We start from the raw sequence: 16,668 nt of genomic DNA, 5'->3' as shown, positions 1-16,668 counted from the left end.
GCCAGGTTACGGTTATCCCCGCCAGAGCGGGGAAAGCGCACTAAGCTCAACCACGCTTGCGCGTGATTACTTAGTGATAACCTTGCGACCGCGGTAGAAACCGTCGGCGGTGATGTGGTGACGCAGATGGGTTTCACCAGAAGTTTTGTCTACAGACAGGCTGGTGACAGCGGTCAGCGCGTCATGAGAACGACGCATACCGCGCTTGGAACGAGTGGGTTTATTCTGTTGTACGGCCATGGACCTTACTCCTCAATTACGGCTTATTCCTGCTCGCGCGGGAAACGCCAATTACTTACGCTTTAAACTGGCTAACACGGCAAATGGATTTGGTTTCTGTGCCTCTTCAGGCAGTTCGCCAAAGACCATGTCCGCCTCGGACACTTCACAGTGTTCAGAATCATGCACCGGAACTACAGGCAGGGCGAGGATGAGTTCATCTTCAACCGTTGCCAGCAGGTCGATTTCGCCGAATTCATTAACTTCAATCGGCTCATACGCTTCCGGGAGTGCTTCCGCCTGATCGTCGTTAGAGATCGGGCTGAAACAATACGTTGTGTGGACAAGATGACTAAACGGCTGGCCGCAACGCTGACATGCGAGCGTTACCGTAACCGTCGCATCGCCTTTCAACACGGCGAGACGCTGGTTATCGATAGCGAACGACATGGAGCATTCGACATCGCTGTCCACACTGACCACAGATTCGGCGATACGCTCTACCTGTTCAGGAGTATAGATACCCTGGTAATCGAGGCGTTTTTGAGCCGTACGAACCGGATCAAGAGTCAGGGGTAATTTTACCTTTTGCATAGGGCGCGCATATTAACTTTGTAACGTCATAGAGTCAAAGAAAAAGGCGGGTTTGAAACACCTTTTACCATTTATTCGCACACATTGCGGCTGACAGTTTAAAATAGCGAACATCAATCCGCTATCTTTCCCTGAAAAATATGACCTCAATCGTGCTGGCTTCCACATCGCCGTTTCGCCTTAGCCTGTTAGAAAAGCTCGGTTTACCGTTTGAAACCGCAGCCCCCGAGACCGACGAAACGCCATACGCGGATGAAACCGCACCACAATTAGTATTAAGGCTGGCTTTGCAAAAAGCGCAAGCGCTGCGGGAGAAATATCCCCGGCATTTGATTATTGGCAGCGATCAGGTTTGCGTGCTGAATAATACCATTACCGGCAAACCGCACACCTTTGAAAATGGCGTAAAGCAGTTGCGACAGGCCAGCGGTAACGTCGTTACCTTTTACACGGGGCTCGCGCTTTATAATAGCGAGACCGGTACATACCAGTCCGACTGCGAAGCGTTTCACGTACATTTCCGCACGCTCAGCGAGCGTGAAATTGAAAACTATCTGCGTCGTGAAGAACCCTGGCAATGCGCGGGCAGCTTTAAAAGCGAAGGGCTTGGCATCACGTTGTTTGACCGCCTGGACGGGCGCGACCCTAACACGCTGATCGGCCTGCCGCTGATCCGCCTTTGCGACATGCTAAGAAGCGAAGGCGTCGATCCCCTCGCCCACCGCTGAGCCCCGAAAAGCAAAAAGCCCTGCAATGCAGGGCTTTTTTAAGGTGCGGAGCGAGACTTACTGCATGCCGGCCAGCTGGCGCGCAACGGCCAGCAGTTCCTGCTGTTTCTCGCGCATCGCGCTCAGTTTTTCGTTAAACAGGTCCAGCTGTTTCTGGTCGGTAAACTGCGCCATCGAGCCGACATACTGCACTTTATTGCCGAGGCTGTTCAGGTAGTTGCCAATATCCAGCGCCTGACCAAGAATGGCGTCGGTCAGAGACAGCGTCTGGGTCAGCAGCGCGTTAGGACGCACCACGGTTTTCTGATAGGCCTGGTCGAACACGGCTTTCAGGTCGTCCGGCTGTTTCAGTTTAGAGTAACGATCTTCCACGCTCTTCATGGTATCGGCGCGTTTCGACTCGATGTTCCCCACTTCTTTACGGGATTTTTCGATCGTCTCGCGTTTTTCCACCATATCTTTCGCGCTGGTCACGCTGCGCATCTGGCGCATCGCCTGATCGTTGCCGGAAAACGCCGTGGTCATTTCGCTGGAGTAATCGCTAAGAATGGCATAATCGTCAGCGTACTTGCCGAAGCTCTCTTTTTCCTGCTCGGTCAGCGTCGGGACGGACAGTTTCTCGGACGGCAGAATACGAGTCTGGAGGAACTGGATAAACGCTTTGCGCTGCTCCGGTTCTTTATTGTTATCACAAGCTGCGAGCTGCCATACCATACCTGTCATGAACAGGGTAAAGAAAACACGTTTCCATGTCCGGGATTGTAACCAGGCCATTTTTATCTCCATGCGGTTGTAATTGTATAAAAAAACACCCGGCCAAAGCCGGGTGTTCATTATAGTGCATTTAAAACCGCAATGCGGACAGGCATGGTCGGGAACTACCACATTCGGGAGGCCATCAGCCGCCCGCACGCAATACTTTCAGACAATGCTTAAGTTCGTCGTCCATTGGCGCTTCCACGCGCATCGTCTCGCCGGTGCCGGGATGCTCAAAGCGCAGCGCCGCCGCATGCAGGAAAAGACGGTTAAGCCCCGTGGACGCCAGTTGCGCGTCAAACGCGCGATCGCCATAACGATCGTCAAACGCAATCGGGTGGCCCGCATACTGCGTATGGACGCGGATCTGGTGCGTGCGGCCTGTCACCGGGCTACAGCGTACCAGCGTCGCACTGGCGAAGCGCTCTTCCACTTTGAAACGAGTTTCGGACGGTTTGCCCTCCTGATTGACGCGCACAATACGCTCACCGCTTTGCAGAATATTTTTCAAAAGCGGCGCCTGCACGTTTTTCACATGCGACTGCCACTGTCCGCGCACCAGCGCCAGATAATCTTTCTGCATTCCCTTATCACGAAGCTGTTCATGCAGCGAACGCAGCGCCGAGCGCTTTTTCGCGACCAACAGCACGCCGGAGGTATCGCGGTCGAGACGGTGCACCAGCTCCAGGAAACGCGCCTCCGGGCGCAGCGCGCGCAGCCCTTCGATCACGCCGAAGCTCAGCCCGCTGCCGCCGTGCACGGCGGTGCCGGACGGTTTATTCAGCACAAGGATATAATCATCTTCATAAAGGATAACGTCGCTTAACGCCGCCACCTTTTGCAAATGCGGGGAAACCGCTTCTTCCTCGCGTTCGGCCACGCGAACCGGCGGAATGCGCACCTCATCGCCCACTTCAAGCTTATATTCCGGCTTGATGCGTTTTTTGTTTACGCGCACTTCGCCTTTACGCAGGATGCGATAAACCAGGCTTTTCGGCACGCCTTTCAGCTGCGTGCGCAAAAAATTATCGATACGCTGCCCGGCCTGATCGGCGGAGATGACAACGATTTTTACGGATGGAGTCTCTGTTTTCATGGTGCGCGATTCTAAATACCGGATGACCGTAGCGCCACACATTTTTATATGCTTATATTTAGTAACTCATCGATTCACACAGCTAATGAGTTCGTTTTGTCGCCGCTTCGGCGGAACAGAGGAACAAGAAGTTAAAAAACTGTGAGTAAGTCGGTGATAAAGGGCAAAAGTCAGCTTGCTATATCAAGCTTAGCAATGGAATAATGCGATTGTTTTCCGTGTTGAGACTTGTTTAGACAAGGAATTTTGCGGAATTACCAGTTTTGCCTGACAGTCCTTCCACGCGGCAATGGCGTAAGACGTGTTGAACTTTCAGGCAGTTAGCGGGCTGCGGGTTGCAGCCTGGCCGGTAAAGGGAAGCTTCCGGAGAAACAATCCCGGTCATTCCTCGGATAATTGCGCTGTATTTCCACCTGAAATACAGGCTACCGACACTCTGCGCCTCTTAAGCGTTCGACAACCGGGAGGTTGACGGCGCGAACAGTCACGAGGCCATCGGTTCACTCCCGGTCAGCGTCACCATGCCCGCAGCTTTGTCGTCAATGTAAGAATAACGAGTAAGTTACGATGAAAAGAATGCTAATTAACGCAACTCAGCAGGAAGAGTTGCGCGTCGCCCTCGTGGATGGGCAACGTCTGTACGACCTGGATATCGAAAGTCCTGGGCACGAGCAGAAAAAAGCGAACATCTACAAAGGCAAAATCACCCGCATTGAACCCAGTCTCGAAGCCGCATTTGTGGATTATGGCGCCGAAAGACACGGTTTCCTCCCCTTAAAAGAAATCGCCCGCGAATACTTCCCCGCCAGCTACGCCTCTCATGGTCGTCCGAATATTAAAGATGTCCTGCGCGAAGGCCAGGAAGTCATCGTTCAGATCGACAAAGAAGAGCGTGGCAACAAAGGCGCAGCGCTGACTACCTTTATCAGCCTCGCGGGCAGCTACCTCGTGCTGATGCCGAACAACCCGCGCGCGGGCGGCATCTCCCGTCGTATCGAAGGCGACGATCGCACCGAGCTTAAAGAAGCGCTTTCAAGCCTGGAACTGCCGGATGGCATGGGGCTTATCGTGCGCACCGCAGGCGTCGGCAAATCCGCCGAAGCGCTGCAGTGGGATTTAAGCTTCCGTCTGAAGCACTGGGAAGCCATCCAGAAAGCCGCTGAAAACCGCCCGGCCCCGTTCCTTATCCATCAGGAAAGTAACGTTATCGTGCGCGCGTTCCGCGACTATCTGCGCCAGGACATCGGCGAAATCCTGATCGATAACCCGAAAGTGCTTGAGCTGGCCCGCCAGCACATCGCCGCGCTGGGTCGTCCGGATTTCAGCAGCAAAATTAAGCTTTACACCGGTGAAATCCCGCTGTTCAGCCACTATCAGATCGAATCCCAGATTGAGTCTGCCTTCCAGCGCGAAGTGCGTCTGCCGTCCGGCGGCTCGATTGTTATCGACACCACTGAAGCGCTGACCGCCATCGACATCAACTCCGCCCGCGCTACCCGCGGCGGCGATATCGAAGAGACGGCGTTCAACACCAACCTGGAAGCGGCGGATGAAATCGCCCGCCAGCTGCGCCTGCGCGATTTAGGCGGTCTTATCGTTATCGACTTTATCGATATGACGCCGGTACGCCACCAGCGTGCGGTAGAAAACCGTCTGCGCGAAGCGGTGCGTCAGGATCGCGCGCGCATCCAGATTAGCCATATTTCCCGCTTCGGCCTGCTTGAGATGTCCCGTCAGCGCCTGAGCCCGTCGCTTGGCGAATCCAGCCATCACGTCTGTCCGCGATGTAGCGGCACCGGCACCATCCGCGATAACGAATCCCTGTCGCTCTCCATTCTGCGTCTGATTGAAGAAGAAGCGCTGAAAGAGAACACCCAGGAAGTTCACGCTATCGTTCCGGTGCCTATCGCCTCCTACCTGCTTAACGAGAAGCGTGAAGCGATTACCGCTATCGAAACGCGCCAGGGCGGCGTGCGCTGCGTGATCGTGCCGAACGATCAGATGGAAACCCCGCACTACTCCGTTCTGCGCGTGCGCAAAGGCGAAGAGACGCACACCCTGAGCTACATGCTGCCGAAGCTGCATGAAGAAGCGATGGCGCTGCCGTCTGAAGACGAATACGCCGAGCGTAAACGTCCTGAGCAGCCGGCGCTCGCCACGTTCGTGATGCCGGACGTGCCGCCAGTGCCGCAGGAAACCGCGGCGCCGAAAGCCGAAACCGCGGCGCCGAAAGCGCCGGTCAAGGCCGCCGAGCCAGCGAAAGAAGGCTTCCTGAGCCGCGCCATCAGCGCGCTGAAGAGCCTGTTCGCCAGCGAACCGCAGGCGCAGCCTGTCGCGAGCGAGCCGGAGCAGCAGCCTGCCAAAAACCGCGACGAGAAGCAGCAGGACCGCCGTAACGGTCGTCGTCAGAACAACCGTCGCGACCGTAACGACCGTGGCGATCGCAGCGAACGCGGCGAGCGTCCGTCCCGCGATAACCGCGACAACCGTGACAACAGCGAAGCGCGCGAAGAGAACCGCCGTAACCGCCGCGAGAAACAGCAGCAGAACGCCGAGGCGCGTGAAGCCCGCGCGCCGGTCGCCGAAGACGCCGCTGAGAAGCCGAAATCCCGTGACGAGCAGCAGCAGTCGCCGCGCCGCGATCGCAACCGTCGTCGCTCTGAAGAGAAACGTCAGGCGCAGCAGGAAGTCAATGTCCTGAACCGTGATGAGGCCGTGGAAGAGACCGAACAGGAAGATCGCGTTGTTCAGGTGATGCCGCGCCGTAAGCCGCGCCAGCTGAGCCAGAAAGTGCGTATCGAATCCGCGGCCGAAGCGGCTGCCGTCGGCACCGCCGACGCGCCGGTCGCTGAACCGCGTGAAGAGGCCGCGCCGCTGGCGTTGCCGGCTAACGTGGAAACGCCAGCCGTCGCCGAAGAGACCAACCAGACGGGCAGCGAAAACGCCGGTATGCCGCGTCGCTCCCGCCGTTCTCCGCGTCACCTGCGCGTCAGCGGCCAGCGCCGCCGCCGCTACCGTGATGAGCGTTACCCGACCCAGTCGCCGATGCCGCTGACTGTCGCGTGCGCGTCGCCGGAGATGGCGTCCGGTAAAGTCTGGATCCGCTACCCGCTGCCGCGTGTACAGGAGCAGGAGGAGCAGCAGCTGGAGCAGAACACCGCGCCGGTCGCAGAAGCTCAGACCCCTGAAGCGCCGGTTGCGCCGGTCGCCGAAGCAGTAGTGGTTGAGCCGTCGGTTGTGGAGAGCGCGCCGCAGGAGCCCGTGGTGGAAACCACTCATCCTGAAGCTATCTCCGCGCCGGTTGACGCCGAGCCGCAGGATCAAGCCGTCGCTGAGCAGATAGCCCAGGAAGCCGTTCCGGCTGACGCCGCGGTTGTCGCTGACGAAGCGCCTCGCGAAGAGGCTTCCGCTGTGATGGCCGAAAGCGCGCCTGCGCAGGAGGCGCTGCCGGAAGCGATCGCTGATGAGCCGGTGAAAGCCCCGGAAGCTGCCCCGGTCGTCGCGCCGAAAGCGCAGGAAGACGACGTGAAAGCGCCGGTCGTGGCTGTCGCTTCCGCCGCCGTCGCTTCTGCGCCGATGACCCGCGCACCGGCGCCGGAATATGTGCCGGAGCCGCCGCGTCACAGCGACTGGGTTCGCCCGGCGTTCGAGTTCAGCGGTAAAGGTTCGGCGGGCGGCCACAGCGCCACCCATCAGGCCTCTGCCCCTGCGACGCGTCCTCAGCCGGTGAAGTAACTCTCCCCGCACAAAAAAGCCGGTCTCTGACCGGCTTTTTTATTGCCTGTTTTCCACTAACGCTTCGCCGCGGTTATCTGCCGCATCCCCGCCAGCTCAGGCATCACCGCTTTCATCAGCTCCAGAAAACGACGCAGTCGCGCCGGATAGTAGCGCGCCCACGGATAGAGCAGATATACCGGCAGCGCGGGCGCCTGCCACAGCGGCAACAGCTGCACCAGACGTCCCTCGCGCAGATCCTCTTCCACCGCCCATGCGGAAATCATCCCCACGCCCAGGCCGTTAAGAATGGTTCGGCGGATAGCGTAGAGGCTGTCGGAACTCAGGCGCGGCATCACCGTAAAGGTCTGCCGTTCGCCGCTCTGCGTATGATGCAGCGTCACTTCGCGACGGTAAAAGGTGCTGAGCGCCACCCACGGCAGCGCGGCGAGCTCGTCAATCGCTTTCACTGGCGGGTGGCGCGCCACCAGATCCGGCGAGGCGACCACAATGCGCGGCACTTCGGCGAGCTGTACGGCAATGACCGACGGGTCGATATCCGGGCCGACGTGCAGCGCGCAGTCGATATTATCGCTGATAAAGTCTGGTGACTTGTCGTTCAGCATCCAGTCGACGCACAGCCCCGGATAGCGGTTCAGAAAGTCGGTCAGCGGCGCGATAAGCTGATCCTGACCGAATGCGTGCGGCGCGCGCACGCGCAATACGCCGACCGGCTCCCCTTCGGCGTTTTTTATTTCATCCTCAAGCGCCTGCCAGCTCGCCAGCACGCTGCGGGCGTGCTGATAGCAGCGCTCGCCGTCATCGGTGAGTTTCATGGCGTGTGTGGTTCGCAGAAGCAGTCTCGCCCCCAGCAAATCCTCCAGCGATTTGAGGCGGCGGCTGACGGTCGCCTGGGTGGTGTTCATCTGCTGCGCGGCCGCAGAGAGCGAGCCGCTTTCGATGATCCGCACAAAGGTATGCATCAGCTCTACGCGATCTATACGCTCAATACCCATAAAATTTATTCTTGTCATACGCTACACGTATAACCGTTTTATCATGTCGGCCTCTACCGCGCCAGCCGCCGCGGGCGGACAATCCTCCGCACTGACTACACACGAGGGTTTCACCATGAATAACCATAACGACGCCGCACAACCCGCCCCCGGGCTCTCCCGGCTGCTGATACTGATTCTGGCGATGGCGACAGGCCTGAGCGTCGCCTCGATTTACTACGCGCAGCCTATCCTGCCGCTTATCGGCAGCGATCTACATCTGAGTGTGGACGGCATGGGCCTTATCCCGACGCTGACCCAGGCAGGCTACGCGCTCGGCATTCTGTTTCTGCTGCCGCTGGGCGATCGTCACGACCGCCGCACGCTGATTCTGGTGAAGTGCCTGGCGCTCGCCGTCATGCTGGCGCTCTACAGCCTGAGCGGCGGCCTGCACAGTCTGCTGGTATTAAGCCTGCTGGTGGGGATGATGGCGACGATGGCGCAGGATATCGTGCCCGCCGCCGCGATCCTCTCGCCCGCCGGACAGCAGGGTAAAATTGTCGGCACCGTAATGACCGGTCTGCTGCTTGGCATCCTGCTCTCGCGCTCGGTGAGCGGCGTTATCAGCGCGGCCTTTGGCTGGCGAGTCATGTATCAGCTCGCCGCCGCCAGCATCGCGCTCACGGGGCTGGTGCTGTGGCGCGTGCTGCCGCGCTTTGAAACCCATGCAACGCTGAGCTACCCGGCCCTGCTGCACTCCATGGGCGGCCTGTGGAAACGCTACCCGACGCTGCGCGGCGCGGCGCTGGCGCAGGGCTTTCTGTCGATTGGCTTTAGCGCGTTCTGGTCGATGCTTGCGGTGATGCTGGCCGATAAATTCCACATGGGGAGCGCGGTCGCGGGCGCTTTTGGTCTGGCGGGCGCCGCGGGCGCGCTGGCCGCCCCGCTCTCCGGCGCGCTCTCGGATCGCTTCGGCCCGGCGCGGGTCACGCAGCTCGGCAGCCTGCTGGTGATGCTCTCGTTTGCCGCGATGTTCGCGCTGCCCCTGCTTTCGCCATCCATGCAGTTAGTGCTGATTGCCGTCGCGGCGGTCGGTTTTGATTTAGGCTTGCAGTCGTCGTTGGTGGCGCACCAGACGCTGGTCTACAGCCTGGAGCCAAAAGCGCGCGGTCGTCTTAACGCCCTGCTCTTTACCGGCGTGTTTATTGGTATGGCGCTGGGATCGCTGCTCGGCAGTAAAGCCTGGGCGTTCGGCGGCTGGCCTGCGGTGGTGGCGCTGGCGACGCTCGCAAGCGGCGTGGCGCTGGTGATTCGCCTGACGCAAAAAGCGCGCCCGGCAGGCGTCGTGGCGCAAGAGCCCGCGCGCTAAGCAAAAAAAAGCCCGCCTCAGTATCGTGAGGCGGGCACATCAAGCATGCCCAGTTTCATGGCATGCTTCAAATCGACAAACTTATTTATTCAACTGGAACAGCGACATGCCCTGCATATCGCTAAACGCTTTGTAGGAAGCCTGAAGCGCCGCCTGCTGCATCACGTAGGAGGAGATGGCTGAGTTCCAGTCCACATCCACCAGGTTGCTCATCTGCGCCGTCTGGCCCAGAGAGCGTTCAGCGCCCAGCTGATCCAGGTTTTCCAGCTCTTTCTGCTGGGTACCCACTTCCGCCAGTACCGTCCCGACGTTATCCAGCGAGTTGCTCAGGCCACGCGATGTTTTGGAGATAGCATCCAGCAGGCCCTGCTGGGTCGTCTCATCGGCGCCTTCCATCGGCGTTTTCAGCGCGGCGATAGCGGAGTCGAGCATTTTGAACAGGTTGGTTTCGCTGGCCGAGCCATCCGGCTCCGGCTTGGCGTTGCTGGTGATGCTGTCAAACACCAGGTTGCCGGTGTGGCCGATAACCATCGTACGCGCGGAATCCACCTGCTGCGTGATGTTTTCGGTACCGCCGTTATACGTGATGTTGCCAGGCGTGCCGGAGAATGGCGCCGCATCGGTTTTATAGCCCGCGAAAATATAGCGGCCGTTACCGTCGGTGCTGTTCGCCAGGTTCAGCAGCTGATCGCGCATCCCCTGCAGGTCTGTCGCGACCGACGCGCGGTCGGTGTCGCTGAGCGTGCCGTTGTTCGCGTAAACGATTTTTTCCTGCGCGGAGGTGATAACGCTGGTCACCTGGTTCAGCACGCTCGATTCCAGCGACACTTTCTGGGTCGCGAAGGTACGCGCCTGGGTGTACTGCTCGTTCTGCGCCTGCGCCTGGGAGAGCACCACGGCCTGAGCGGCGGCGATCGGATCGTCAGACGGACGGTTAACGCGTTTGCCGGTGGACATCTGCTCACCGTATTTCAGCCAGGTACTCTGCGAGTCGGTAATACCCCGCATGTTCTGCTGATACATCATTTGAGTGCTAATACGCATCGTTCGGTTCCCTGTTAGCGAATCTGGAGAAGCGCGTCAAACACCGTGGACGCGGTTTGCAGCACCTGGGCATTCGCCAGGTAGTACTGCTGATAGCGTTGCAGGTTGCCGTACTCTTCATCCAGGTTTACCCCGGAAATGGACTGCTGCTGGTTAGTCAGCTGCGTGACCACGTTAGTCTGGGTGGTGCTGGAGCTTTTCAGCGTGTTGGTTTTGTTACCCACTTCACTGATAAACGCCGCGTACGCATCGTTAAACGTTTTGCTGCCGCCGACCGTCTTGCTGTTTTGCAGATCCAGCAGCGCCTTACCGTTACGGTTGTCGCTCTCGCCGGAGGTCGCCGTCGACGCCATCGCGATTTCAGACTCGTCGTGAACGGCGACATCCATGCTAATGATCACGTCGTTGACCGGCTTCACGATAAAGGTGTCTTTGTTCGCGGCCGCGCCCGTGATGCCAATCTTCAGGCCGTCAAACTCCAGCGCGGTCACGTTGCCGGAGCCATCGGTGGTCGGCGTGGCGTTCACGGTCACGTTGTCAGACAGGCGCGTCACTTTCCAGTTCGTGCCGTCGTAAGCCATCTGGTAGTTGCTGGCTTTTACCGCGGTGCTGTCGGTAATCGTCGCCGTCAGCGAAGCAGAGCCGATGTTGCGCGCGTTGCTCATGGCCGCGGCGGAACCCAGCGTGAAGAACGCTTTACCGGCGTCGCCGTTAGCGTCAAAGCCCGCTTCGTGCTGTTTATTAAATGCGTCGCCGAAAGCAAGCGCGATCTGGCCCAGGTTATTACGCGCCTGGTCGAGATCTTCGCTGCGGAAGGCGATGAGACCGCCCAGTGAACCGGTAGTCACCAGTTTCTCCGGGATCTCAATGTTGCCGGCCGTCTTGTCGACAAACGCGATCGTCGTGCGGGCCGGATCGGCGCTGGACGGTACGGCAGCCAGCTGGCTCGCCTTGCTGCCCTGCACCAGGTTATAGCCGTTCGCCATCGTGACGTTAAAGGTGTTGCCGTCCTGAACAGCGACATCTACGCCGACGATTTTATTCAGTTCGCTCACCAGCTGATCGCGCTGATCCAACAGATCGTTCGGCGACGCGCCGGCGCCCATGCCGGTCAGGCGGGTGATCTGTTCGTTCAGCGACGCAATCTGGGTGGCGTAGTTATTGATCTGCTGGACGCTGGCGGTAATGGCCGTGTTGACCTGCTTATCCTGGTCGCGCAGATACTGATCCACCACTTTAAACTGGTTAACCAGACCGTCTGCTTTACCCAGCAGGGTCTGACGCGCGGCCGGATCTTCGGCGTTGCTGGTCAGCGTTTGCAGGCTTTTGAAGAAATCCTGCATGGTGGTGGAGATATTATTGGTGGTGCCAGAGACCATATCGTCGATTTTCGACATCTGCTCATAGCGGGTGGTTAAGCCGCTGCTCTGGTTTTGCGCGGCGTTCAGCTGATTGGTGATGAACGCATCATATTCACGCTGAATACCTGAAACAAACACGCCGTTGCCGACCCAGCCGCCCTGCGTCATGGTGCTGTTAGACTGCCCCAGAATAGTGGTCTGGCGGGTATAGCCTGCGACGTTATAGTTAGAAATGTTATTGCTCACCGTGCTCAGTGCGGTTTGTGCCGCACTCAGGCCACTCATGGCGCTGTTAATTAAGCTACTGGACATGGAGGTTCCTTTTGAACATTCATATGCGGGTCCTGACGATATTTATCGGCAGCGCTTAAGAGAACTTGAGCGATTTCAGAACAGCGTCGAGATATCCTGGCTGTACGCTTTGCTCACCTTTTCACCCAGCGATTTCATCTGCTGGATCATGCTGGTCAGCTTGCGGGCGTAGTTCGGATCGGTCGCGTAACCGGCGCTCTGCAAGGCTTTCGCCCCCTCTTCCGCCGAGGCGGCCGTGGTCACCGCCGCATAGCGCGGGTTGCGCGTCAGCATACCCACGTAATCCGACAGCGCCTCAAGATAGGAGCCGTAAACGCGGAACTTCGCTTTGACCTTTTTCGCTTCGCCGTTTTCATATTCGGTGGTGGTTATCTCGGTCACCGGCCCTTTCCATGAAGAGGTCGCCTTGACGCCGAAGATATTAAAGCTCGGCTCGCCGTTCTCTTTGCGGATCTGGCGCTGACCCCAGCCCGATTCCAGCGCGGCCTGCGCCAGAATCAGGTGGTGAGGCACGCCGCTCTGCTGACTGGCAAGCTTCGCAGGCAGCGAAAGCTGCGCCAGGAAGTCTTTGCTGTCGCCGGAGAGCGGCTCTTCGTTTGACGGCGCCTTCGGCATCGCCTGGCGCACAATCTGCGTAATCGCCTGGTTGCGGTAGCTGTTCATGGTATCGATATCGAACTTCATCGGCACCTGAGACGCGGTATCCGCAGCGGCGGCGGGCTGCTCGGCGGAAGCCGGATCGCCGCCCATCTGTTTCACCATCATGTCCGCGAGGCCTAAGCCTTTGCCCGCCGTCATCTGCTGGGCGATTTGCTGATCGTACATGCTGGTGTAAAGCCGGGTCTGATCGCTACTGAACAGCCCATCCTTGGGCAGCGCTTCGCGCATGCTTTTCAGCATCATTTGCACGAACATCCCTTCCATCTGACGGGCAACCGATTTCAGGTTGCCGTTCGGATCCTTTGCGACCTTAGTTTTCAGGTCATTAAGCGATTGCGCGTCAAAGGCGGCGCTGGACAGTAATTTGCTATCAGTCAGCATCAGATGATTTCCAGTTTTGCGCGCAGACACCCCGCGCTTTGCATGGATTGCAGAATCGACATCAGATCCATCGGCGTGGCGCCCAGCGCGTTAAGCGCGCGCACGACGCTGTTCAGGTTGGCGCTGGAGGTTACGCGCTGCAGCGCGCCGCCGCTCTGGCGCATATCGATCTGCGTCTGCGGCGTCACGACAGTCTGGCCGCCGCCAAACGGCGTATTCGGCTGGCTGACGTTGGCCTGCTGGTTAACCGTCACCGAGAGGTTGCCCTGCGCGACCGCGCAGCTGTCCAGCGACACTTCGCGGTTCATCACGACCGAGCCGGTGCGTGAGTTAATAATGACTTTGGCGTCCTGTACCGCGACATTCACTTCGAGGTTCTGGATACCTGCCAGCAGCTGCACCTGAGAGCTGCCGCCGCTCGGCGCGCGCACCTGAACGGTACGGGCGTCCAGCGGCACCGCGGAGCCATAACCGCGCGCGCGGTTGATGGTGTCGGAGATCTGCTGCGCCAGCGTGAAGTCATCATTGTTCAGCTGCAGGTTAATGGTGTTGCCGTTGCCGAACTGGGTCGGCAGCTCGCGCTCAATCACCGCGCCGTTGGTGATACGCCCGCCGTTAAGCTGATTCACCTGCACGCTGCTGCCGCCTGCGGAAGCGCCCGCGCCGCCGATCAGAATGTTGCCCTGCGCCAGCGCGTAGACCTGGTTATCGACGCCTTTCAGCGGCGTCATCAGGAGCGTACCGCCGCGCAGGCTCTTGGCGTTACCCATGGAGGAGACCACCACGTCGATGGCCTGCCCCTGGCGCGCGAACGCCGGGTAGGACGCGGTAACCATGACCGCCGCCACGTTTTTCAACTGCATGTTGGTGCCCGCCGGAACGGTGATCCCCAGCTGAGAGAGCATGTTGTTCAGGCTCTGGGTGGTAAACGGCGTCTGGGTCGTCTGGTCGCCAGTGCCGTCAAGGCCCACCACAAGGCCGTAGCCGATCAGGGAGTTTTCACGCACGCCCTGTACGGTGGTTAAGTCACGAATGCGGTCAGCCTGCGCGAAAGTCGCGACGAGCAGCAGCAGGAGTCCTGGGAGCGATTTAAACATTTTTCACCTCTGTTACATCGGCGATAAATTAAGGAAGAAACGCTGTAGCCATCCCATGTTCTGCGCTTCGTTGATGTAGCCGTTGCCGACATATTCGATTCGGGCATCCGCCACCTGGGTGGACGGTACCGTGTTGCTGCCGCTGATGGTGCGAGGGTTAACCACGCCCGAGAAGCGGATAAATTCTGTGCCCTGGTTGATGGCAATCTGTTTTTCACCGACCACATGCAGGTTGCCGTTGGCGAGAACCTGATCGACGGTCACGGTCAGCGTGCCGCTGAAGGTGTTGCTGGCGTTAGCGCCGCCTTTGCCATTAAAGGTATTGCCGCCGGATGCGCTGATATCGGCGCGCGCATTGCCGAAGAGGCCCTGCAGATAGCGCGGAACGGTGTCGAGACCGAAATTGGTCTTGCCGTCGCGGCTGGCGTTCGCCGACGAGCTCTTGCTCGCGCTGACGTTTTCTTGCAGCTCAATCGTGAGCGTATCGCCGACGTTACGCGGACGACGATCTTCGAACAGCGGTTGATAACCGTAGTTAATCTGCTGTACGGACTGGAAAATGGAACCGTTAACCACCGGCGCGGGGGCAGGCGCGGGCTGCGCGGTCGTCGCGCCCTGAACCAGCGGAGTAGAAGGCACCCACGCACAGCCCGACAGGGTTAATGCGAGAGCTATCGCGATAGGGCAGAGTTGCGCACCGGTCTTTTGCATTGCTTTCATCTTCGTAGTGGCGTTCGGTGTGGCGTTACGCCACACCGAAACAGGCTTTAGAGTTGCGTCAGTTTTTGCAGCATCTGGTCAGTGGTGGAAACCGCTTTACTGTTGATCTCGTAAGCGCGCTGCACCTGGATCATGTTGACCAGCTCTTCCGCCACGTTGACGTTAGAGGTTTCGACATAACCCTGATACAGCAGCCCCGCACCGTTCAGGCCCGGCGTGCTTTCGTTCGGCGTGCCGGAGGACTGGGTTTCGGTGTAGAGGTTTTCACCAATGCTTTCCAGACCGCTGTCGTTCATAAAGGTGGTCAGGTTGATCTGGCCGACCTGTACCGGCGCCGCCGTCCCCTGCTGGGTCACGCTCACCACGCCGTCGCGACCGACGGTGATGCTCAGCGCGTTCGCAGGAATGGTGATAGCCGGCTGAACCTGGAAGCCGCCCGCGGTCACGAGCTGACCGTTCTGATCCACCTGGAAAGAACCGTCGCGGGTATACGCGGAGGTGCCGTCCGGCAGCAGAACCTGGAAGAAGCCCTGGCCTTTAATCGCGACATCTTTGCTGTTGTTGGTCTGAGACAGGTTGCCCTGGCTGTGCAGACGCTCGGTGGCGACGGGGCGCACACCGGTACCAATCTGCAGGCCGGAAGGCAGCGTGGTCTGTTCAGACGACTGCGCGCCCGGCTGGCGGATGGTTTGGTAAAGCAGATCTTCAAACACAGCGCGCTGACGTTTGAAACCGTTGGTGCTGACGTTCGCCAGGTTGTTGGCGATAACGTCCATATTGGTTTGCTGGGCGTCGAGGCCGGTTTTGGCAATCCATAAGGAACTGATCATAGTGTCGTCCTGTTGATTAACTCATCGACAATAACTGGTTAGCGCGCTGCTCGTTTTCATCGACGCTGCTGATGATTTTCATCTGCATTTCGAAGCGACGGGCGTTGGCTATCATGTCGGTCATTGCTTCCACGGGTTTCACGTTACTGCCTTCCAGCACCCCGGACATCAGGCTGATGGTCGGGTCGGCCTGCAACGTCGCGCCGCGGGCGGTCTGCGCCTGCTGGTTTAAACGAAACAGTCCGTCGTCGCCGCGTACCACTTCCTGCGCGCTGGCTTTGACCATCTTCAGACGGCCTACCGGCGCAATGGTGTTCGGGGCGTCGCCCGGGTTCAGTACCGAGATAGTCCCGTCGGCGGCGATAGTCACTTCCGCGCCTTCCGGGACCACGACCGGGCCGCCCTCGCCCATCACAGGATTCCCCTGGATGGTGAGCTGGCCGGTCGCCGTGCGCTGGATGTTACCGTTGCGGGTATACGCTTCGGTGCCGTCCGGCGCCTGCACCGCCAGCCAGCCGTCGCTGCCCTGAATGGCAACGTCCAGCGGACGGGAGGTGTAGTCGAGCGACCCCTGGCTCATATTCACGCCAGGAGTGGAAGCCGTGACCAGCGTGCGGGTTGGCAATGACAGCCCTTCTACCGGCACGGCGCGCAGCGCGTTGAGCTGAGCGCGAAAGCCAGGCGTTGATGCGTTGGCCAGGTTGCTCGCCGTGACAGACTGCTGGTTCAGCGTCTGGCTGGCTGCGCCCATGGCGGTATAAATTGCGTGATCCATTAAGCCATCCCTTCAGA

At 59.1% G+C, this 16,668-nt stretch carries 15 protein-coding genes; 3 read left to right on the top strand and 12 right to left on the bottom strand.

Annotated features, from left to right (window positions below):
• Positions 1 to 66: 66 nt before the first annotated feature.
• Positions 67 to 240: a 50S ribosomal protein L32 gene (gene rpmF / locus AFK65_RS07705; RefSeq protein ID WP_007374494.1), complete on the bottom strand. Its 174-nt coding sequence runs from the start codon at positions 238 to 240 to the stop codon at positions 67 to 69.
• A 51-nt stretch (positions 241 to 291) separates the two neighbouring features.
• A complete protein-coding gene (yceD, locus tag AFK65_RS20870) occupies positions 292 to 813 on the bottom strand; it encodes a 23S rRNA accumulation protein YceD (RefSeq protein WP_007707904.1) in 522 nt (173 codons plus the stop codon).
• 140 nt (positions 814 to 953) lie between these two features.
• Here yceD and AFK65_RS07695 point away from each other — a divergent pair, with 140 nt between their 5' ends.
• Positions 954 to 1,541 (top strand): Maf family protein, encoded by a 588-nt coding sequence (locus tag AFK65_RS07695; RefSeq protein WP_007707902.1) that lies wholly within the window; start codon positions 954 to 956, stop codon positions 1,539 to 1,541.
• Positions 1,542 to 1,598: 57 nt separating this feature from the next.
• Here AFK65_RS07695 and AFK65_RS07690 read toward each other — a convergent pair whose 3' ends face one another.
• Entirely contained in the window at positions 1,599 to 2,315 is a 717-nt protein-coding gene (locus AFK65_RS07690; RefSeq protein ID WP_032805317.1) for a DUF3053 family protein, read from the bottom strand.
• A 124-nt stretch (positions 2,316 to 2,439) separates the two neighbouring features.
• Entirely contained in the window at positions 2,440 to 3,393 is a 954-nt protein-coding gene (rluC, locus tag AFK65_RS07685) for a 23S rRNA pseudouridine(955/2504/2580) synthase RluC (protein ID WP_038857465.1), read from the bottom strand.
• A gap of 567 nt (positions 3,394 to 3,960) precedes the next feature.
• Between rluC and rne the strand changes: the two genes are divergently transcribed.
• Positions 3,961 to 7,128: a ribonuclease E gene (gene rne, locus AFK65_RS07680; protein WP_038857467.1), complete on the top strand. Its 3,168-nt coding sequence runs from the start codon at positions 3,961 to 3,963 to the stop codon at positions 7,126 to 7,128.
• 56 nt (positions 7,129 to 7,184) lie between these two features.
• On the opposite strand, the gene AFK65_RS07675 is transcribed toward rne, so the two are convergent.
• Positions 7,185 to 8,123 carry a LysR family transcriptional regulator gene (locus AFK65_RS07675; protein ID WP_038857470.1) on the bottom strand — a complete coding sequence of 313 codons (939 nt, stop codon included), beginning with the start codon at positions 8,121 to 8,123 and terminating at the stop codon, positions 7,185 to 7,187.
• A 115-nt stretch (positions 8,124 to 8,238) separates the two neighbouring features.
• Between AFK65_RS07675 and AFK65_RS07670 the strand changes: the two genes are divergently transcribed.
• The gene (locus tag AFK65_RS07670; protein WP_032804496.1) at positions 8,239 to 9,471 is read left to right on the top strand and encodes an MFS transporter; all 1,233 of its coding nucleotides are present in this window, start codon (positions 8,239 to 8,241) and stop codon (positions 9,469 to 9,471) included.
• An 81-nt stretch (positions 9,472 to 9,552) separates the two neighbouring features.
• On the opposite strand, the gene flgL is transcribed toward AFK65_RS07670, so the two are convergent.
• The 7 genes from flgL to AFK65_RS07635 all read right to left on the bottom strand — a co-directional run bounded on the left by flgL (position 9,553) and on the right by AFK65_RS07635 (position 16,651).
• Positions 9,553 to 10,515 carry a flagellar hook-associated protein FlgL gene (gene flgL / locus AFK65_RS07665; protein WP_038857471.1) on the bottom strand — a complete coding sequence of 321 codons (963 nt, stop codon included), beginning with the start codon at positions 10,513 to 10,515 and terminating at the stop codon, positions 9,553 to 9,555.
• Between the two features lie 14 nt (positions 10,516 to 10,529).
• Positions 10,530 to 12,188 carry a flagellar hook-associated protein FlgK gene (flgK, locus tag AFK65_RS07660; RefSeq protein WP_007707879.1) on the bottom strand — a complete coding sequence of 553 codons (1,659 nt, stop codon included), beginning with the start codon at positions 12,186 to 12,188 and terminating at the stop codon, positions 10,530 to 10,532.
• A 75-nt stretch (positions 12,189 to 12,263) separates the two neighbouring features.
• Positions 12,264 to 13,229: a flagellar assembly peptidoglycan hydrolase FlgJ gene (gene flgJ, locus AFK65_RS07655; RefSeq protein WP_007707876.1), complete on the bottom strand. Its 966-nt coding sequence runs from the start codon at positions 13,227 to 13,229 to the stop codon at positions 12,264 to 12,266.
• Entirely contained in the window at positions 13,229 to 14,326 is a 1,098-nt protein-coding gene (locus AFK65_RS07650) for a flagellar basal body P-ring protein FlgI (RefSeq protein ID WP_015740837.1), read from the bottom strand. The genes flgJ and AFK65_RS07650 overlap by 1 nt, the downstream gene beginning before the upstream one ends.
• 12 nt (positions 14,327 to 14,338) lie before the next feature.
• Complete coding sequence (gene flgH, locus AFK65_RS07645) at positions 14,339 to 15,037, bottom strand: flagellar basal body L-ring protein FlgH (protein ID WP_015740836.1); 699 nt, start codon at positions 15,035 to 15,037, stop codon at positions 14,339 to 14,341.
• A 56-nt stretch (positions 15,038 to 15,093) separates the two neighbouring features.
• Positions 15,094 to 15,876: a flagellar basal-body rod protein FlgG gene (flgG, locus tag AFK65_RS07640; RefSeq protein ID WP_007663430.1), complete on the bottom strand. Its 783-nt coding sequence runs from the start codon at positions 15,874 to 15,876 to the stop codon at positions 15,094 to 15,096.
• Between the two features lie 16 nt (positions 15,877 to 15,892).
• Positions 15,893 to 16,651 (bottom strand): flagellar basal body rod protein FlgF, encoded by a 759-nt coding sequence (locus tag AFK65_RS07635; protein WP_007707853.1) that lies wholly within the window; start codon positions 16,649 to 16,651, stop codon positions 15,893 to 15,895.
• Positions 16,652 to 16,668 lie beyond the last annotated feature (17 nt).

The sequence above is a fragment of the Cronobacter universalis NCTC 9529 genome (assembly GCF_001277175.1).
GTDB classification, from domain to species: Bacteria; Pseudomonadota; Gammaproteobacteria; order Enterobacterales; family Enterobacteriaceae; genus Cronobacter; species Cronobacter universalis.
This window is presented reverse-complemented; position numbering and strand designations above follow the sequence as displayed.

What these genes read in the sequence shown, in the direction of transcription:
- rpmF (WP_007374494.1), bottom strand. Translation starts at nt 240, where the DNA reads ATGGCCGTACAACAGAATAAACCCACTCGTTCCAAGCGCGGTATGCGT.
- yceD (WP_007707904.1), bottom strand. Translation starts at nt 813, where the DNA reads ATGCAAAAGGTAAAATTACCCCTGACTCTTGATCCGGTTCGTACGGCT.
- AFK65_RS07695 (WP_007707902.1), top strand. Translation starts at nt 954, where the DNA reads ATGACCTCAATCGTGCTGGCTTCCACATCGCCGTTTCGCCTTAGCCTG.
- AFK65_RS07690 (WP_032805317.1), bottom strand. Translation starts at nt 2,315, where the DNA reads ATGGCCTGGTTACAATCCCGGACATGGAAACGTGTTTTCTTTACCCTG.
- rluC (WP_038857465.1), bottom strand. Translation starts at nt 3,393, where the DNA reads ATGAAAACAGAGACTCCATCCGTAAAAATCGTTGTCATCTCCGCCGAT.
- rne (WP_038857467.1), top strand. Translation starts at nt 3,961, where the DNA reads ATGAAAAGAATGCTAATTAACGCAACTCAGCAGGAAGAGTTGCGCGTC.
- AFK65_RS07675 (WP_038857470.1), bottom strand. Translation starts at nt 8,123, where the DNA reads ATGGGTATTGAGCGTATAGATCGCGTAGAGCTGATGCATACCTTTGTG.
- AFK65_RS07670 (WP_032804496.1), top strand. Translation starts at nt 8,239, where the DNA reads ATGAATAACCATAACGACGCCGCACAACCCGCCCCCGGGCTCTCCCGG.
- flgL (WP_038857471.1), bottom strand. Translation starts at nt 10,515, where the DNA reads ATGCGTATTAGCACTCAAATGATGTATCAGCAGAACATGCGGGGTATT.
- flgK (WP_007707879.1), bottom strand. Translation starts at nt 12,188, where the DNA reads ATGTCCAGTAGCTTAATTAACAGCGCCATGAGTGGCCTGAGTGCGGCA.
- flgJ (WP_007707876.1), bottom strand. Translation starts at nt 13,229, where the DNA reads ATGCTGACTGATAGCAAATTACTGTCCAGCGCCGCCTTTGACGCGCAA.
- AFK65_RS07650 (WP_015740837.1), bottom strand. Translation starts at nt 14,326, where the DNA reads ATGTTTAAATCGCTCCCAGGACTCCTGCTGCTGCTCGTCGCGACTTTC.
- flgH (WP_015740836.1), bottom strand. Translation starts at nt 15,037, where the DNA reads ATGCAAAAGACCGGTGCGCAACTCTGCCCTATCGCGATAGCTCTCGCA.
- flgG (WP_007663430.1), bottom strand. Translation starts at nt 15,876, where the DNA reads ATGATCAGTTCCTTATGGATTGCCAAAACCGGCCTCGACGCCCAGCAA.
- AFK65_RS07635 (WP_007707853.1), bottom strand. Translation starts at nt 16,651, where the DNA reads ATGGATCACGCAATTTATACCGCCATGGGCGCAGCCAGCCAGACGCTG.